Source organism: Sphingobium sp. (genome assembly GCF_003248505.1).
In the GTDB taxonomy this organism is placed as follows: Bacteria; Pseudomonadota; Alphaproteobacteria; order Sphingomonadales; family Sphingomonadaceae; genus Sphingobium.
Genome location: NZ_QFOA01000151.1, coordinates 1 through 3307, shown reverse-complemented (window position 1 = coordinate 3307; position 3307 = coordinate 1). Strand labels below are relative to the sequence as shown.

General features: G+C 59.7%; 2 protein-coding genes, 1 tRNA gene, 2 rRNA genes and 2 pseudogenes. 2 read left to right on the top strand and 5 right to left on the bottom strand.

Annotation, left to right across the window (positions count from 1 at the left end; all coding sequences use genetic code 11):
* Window positions 1-100: 100 nt before the first annotated feature.
* Window positions 101-337: pseudogene (locus DI606_RS19915) on the top strand (exodeoxyribonuclease III); the annotation flags it as partial.
* Window positions 338-408: 71 nt separating this feature from the next.
* Here DI606_RS19915 and DI606_RS19910 read toward each other — a convergent pair.
* Window positions 409-672 (bottom strand): DksA/TraR family C4-type zinc finger protein, encoded by a 264-nt coding sequence (locus DI606_RS19910; protein WP_004212606.1) that lies wholly within the window; start codon window positions 670-672, stop codon window positions 409-411.
* A 255-nt stretch (window positions 673-927) separates the two neighbouring features.
* Here DI606_RS19910 and DI606_RS19905 point away from each other — a divergent pair.
* A pseudogene (locus DI606_RS19905) lies at window positions 928-1980 on the top strand (recombinase family protein); the annotation flags it as partial.
* 294 nt (window positions 1981-2274) lie between these two features.
* On the opposite strand, the gene DI606_RS19900 reads toward DI606_RS19905, so the two are convergent.
* From DI606_RS19900 to DI606_RS19885, 4 genes are all read right to left on the bottom strand, one after another.
* Window positions 2275-2472 (bottom strand): hypothetical protein, encoded by a 198-nt coding sequence (locus DI606_RS19900; protein ID WP_245892320.1) that lies wholly within the window; start codon window positions 2470-2472, stop codon window positions 2275-2277.
* 106 nt (window positions 2473-2578) lie between these two features.
* Window positions 2579-2655, bottom strand: a tRNA-Met gene (locus DI606_RS19895).
* Between the two features lie 95 nt (window positions 2656-2750).
* Window positions 2751-2871: ribosomal RNA gene (gene rrf, locus DI606_RS19890) — 5S ribosomal RNA — on the bottom strand.
* Window positions 2872-3024: 153 nt separating this feature from the next.
* Window positions 3025-3307: ribosomal RNA gene (locus DI606_RS19885) — 23S ribosomal RNA — on the bottom strand; the annotation flags it as partial.

Here is a 3307-nt window from a genome sequence, read left to right as displayed (position 1 = left end):
TGTGTGCATTCGCCATATGCTCCTCCTTCATGCGCCGCCATGGCGCTATTGAGCATCATACGATGCCCGATGAAGGGAGGCATCCACCGCATCAGTTCAGATCTACACATTCTGGGACTATTTTCGGAACGCCTACGCCCGCAACGTCGGTCTCCGGATCGATCATCTGCTGCTCAGTCCGGTGCTCACCGACCGGCTCACCGACGCGCAGGTGGACCGCCACGTGCGCGGCTGGGAAAAGACCAGCGACCACGCACCGGTCTGGATCGAAATTGCCGGCAAGCCGGTACGCCGCCGGAAGTCCGCATCGGCAAGGAAGAACGATGCGATGTCGTGATATTAGAGGCTTTTCCCTGAACGATTTTCCCCGAGTGCGCTGAATGACGGGTTTGAACCGTACCGACAGGTCTATCGTAGCTGGCTGTCCTTGCTCCCGCGCCGGTTGATCCCGACAGCGCGCATATTCGCATCCCGCTTCGCCTGGCACGCAACGCAGGTCCGCGTACCCGGCAAGGCGGCGCGGCGAGCCTGCGGAATGTCCTCGCCGCAATCGTCGCATTCGTCGCTACCTTCGCCCGTCGGCATCATGCCTCGGGCTCGCAAGACAGCATCGGTCACCGTATCATCGATCTGATCCTGTACGGCGCCATCGCGCGCCCATCCGTTCGCCATGTCGGATTCCTCGATCAAGTAATTGCGCCCCCCCTAGATAGGGAGCGACATAAGCGATTACAAAGATGCACTCGAATGCGAGCGGTACCCGCCTATGAAATCTTTGTCCGCCAATGAGGAACGTCGCCATGGATCATTCTGAAGCCTAGGCTATCTTGTCCTCGTGAGCTGCAGGAATGCTCCACTGCCTAAATGCGGGCCGCCCAATTTGGCAGGTAACGAGCATCATGTTAATTTCTCCGCGAGGAGAACGATATGACCCGCGTCGCCCTTTATGCCCGCTATTCCGACGACAAGCAGAGTGCTGCCTCGATCGAGGATCAGTTCCTAATATGCCGGGAGCAGGCGAAGCGTGAAGGCTGGCATGTTATAGGCAGCTACAAGGACGCTGCGATCTCCGGCGCCAGCGTTATCCTGCGCCCCGGCATTCAGGCCCTCGTTCAGGACGCACAGATGGGCCGGTTCGATGTTCTGCTCGCGGAGGCGTTGGATCGCGTATCCCGCGATCAAGCCGACGTTGCAACGCTCTACAAGCACCTGCAATTCGCTGGCGTGAAGATCGTCACGCTGGCTGAAGGCGAGGTGTCCGAGCTACATGTCGGCCTTAAGGGCACCATGAATGCCCTGTTCCTCAAGGACCTTGCGAAGAAGACCCATCGTGGCCTGCGCGGACGCGTCGAGAAAGGCAAGTCTGGTGGTGGCCTGTGCTACGGCTATGACGTTGTTCGCCGCTTCTCCAGCGAAGGCGAGGCAGTCCATGGCGAGCGCAGCATCAATGCCGTCGAAGCCGAGGTGGTGCGTCAGGTCTTCCGGCAGTTCGCCAACGGACTCAGCCCTCAGGCGATTGCGCGACGCTTGAATGAAGCAGGCATACCCGCGCCGACCGGCACACTTTGGACGTCGACGACGATCCGGGGGCACGCAAAGCGTGGGACCGGTCTGCTTAACAACGAGCTCTATATCGGGAAGCTGGTCTGGAACCGGCTTCGCTATCTCAAGAATCCTCAGACCGGCAAGCGCGTGTCACGGATCAATCCGCAATCGGAATGGATCGTCACCGACGTCCCCGATCTACGGATCGTCGATGAGGAACTGTGGCAGGCAGCCAAGGCAAGACAGGAAGATATAGCGGTCCAGTATGCCGGCGTGATCGAAGCGACGCGCGCGGCACACAACAAACTGAACCGAACCCGTCGGCCGAGGAGCCTTCTCTCCGGCCTCGTTTACTGCGGATGCTGCGGCGGGTCTTATACCCTTCGCGGGCAGGGGCGGTTTGCGTGTTCGAACCATATCGACACGAGAAGCTGTTCGAACGGGCATAGCATCTCTCGTGAGAAACTGGAGGCGCGGGTTCTCGATGGCCTCCGCGATCGGATGATGAGCCCCGAAGTGGCCGCCAAGGCCATTCGCACCTGCGTAGAGGAGACCAATCGTCTGAACCGCGAGCGCCGGGCAACCGACACGGCAGATCGCGCTGAACTCGAGAAGGTTTTGAAAGCGATCAAGGGCGTTCTGGACATAGTGGAAGAAGGCAAGGGAACACGCACCCTCGTCGACCGCCTTCTCGATCTGGAAGCACAGGAGGACACCATCCGCGCCCGTCTAGCTGCCGCGCCGGCTGATGTTCCGGATATCCATCCCAACATCGCCGAGATTTATCGCGGCAAGGTCGAGCGCCTGGCAGACGCCCTGGTCTGTCCCGAAGAGCGCGAAGAGGCCGCCGACGCCCTGCGCGGGCTCATCGAGCGCGTCGTCCTGACGCCGGGCACCAGGCGCGGCGAAGTCAACGCTATGCTGCATGGTGAATTCGGTACCATCCTGGATTGGCTGGAGCGGCAGCAATCCGCCAAAAACGATACCGCCCCCGGCGCTGGTGCGTCGGAGGTGTCCGGTATGTCGGTATCGGTGGTTGCGGGAGCAGGATTTGAACCTGCGACCTTCAGGTTATGAGCCTGACGAGCTACCGGGCTGCTCCATCCCGCGGGACCGTGTGTTGGGCTGGCGCGTTTTGGTTGCGCGCTGTGCTTTGTACCAACAGGGGTTTGTGAATGGGTTTAGTCCAAAGCGCGAGCTTCAATGCCTGGCGACGCCCTACTCTTCCGGGGCCGGGGCTTGAGCCACAGTACCATCGGCGCAGTCAGGTTTCACGGCCGAGTTCGGGATGGGATCGGGTGGGTCACTGACGCTATGGTCACCAAGCAATGAAGCTGGCGCTTTGGGGGTTCAATCGATGTCCGTGCTGTCGCGTTTCCGGTTGGGGATGCGACTATTTTACTGAATGTCCGGCCTGAGCGTAATGACCGCCTGTCATTGGCAGTCTTTTTTCAGGACTGTCGTTGATGGTGGGGCATCTCAAGCGCGATCAGAGCCATTAGGACCGGTTAGCTCCACATGTTACCATGCTTCCACATCCGGCCTATCAAGGTCGTGGTCTACGACCGCTCGAAGAAATCTTATCTTGAGGGAGGCTTCCCGCTTAGATGCTTTCAGCGGTTATCCCGTCCATACATAGCTACCCAGCTGCGCCCTTGGCAGGACGACTGGTACACCAGAGGTATGTTCAACCCGGTCCTCTCGTACTAGGGTCAACTCCTCTCAAATTTCGACGCCCACGGCAGATAGGGACCAAACTGTC

Excerpts from the sequence above, each read along its gene's own strand:
- DI606_RS19910 (WP_004212606.1), bottom strand. The coding sequence starts at position 672 with ATGGCGAACGGATGGGCGCGCGATGGCGCCGTACAGGATCAGATCGAT.
- DI606_RS19900 (WP_245892320.1), bottom strand. The coding sequence starts at position 2,472 with ATGCAGCATAGCGTTGACTTCGCCGCGCCTGGTGCCCGGCGTCAGGAC.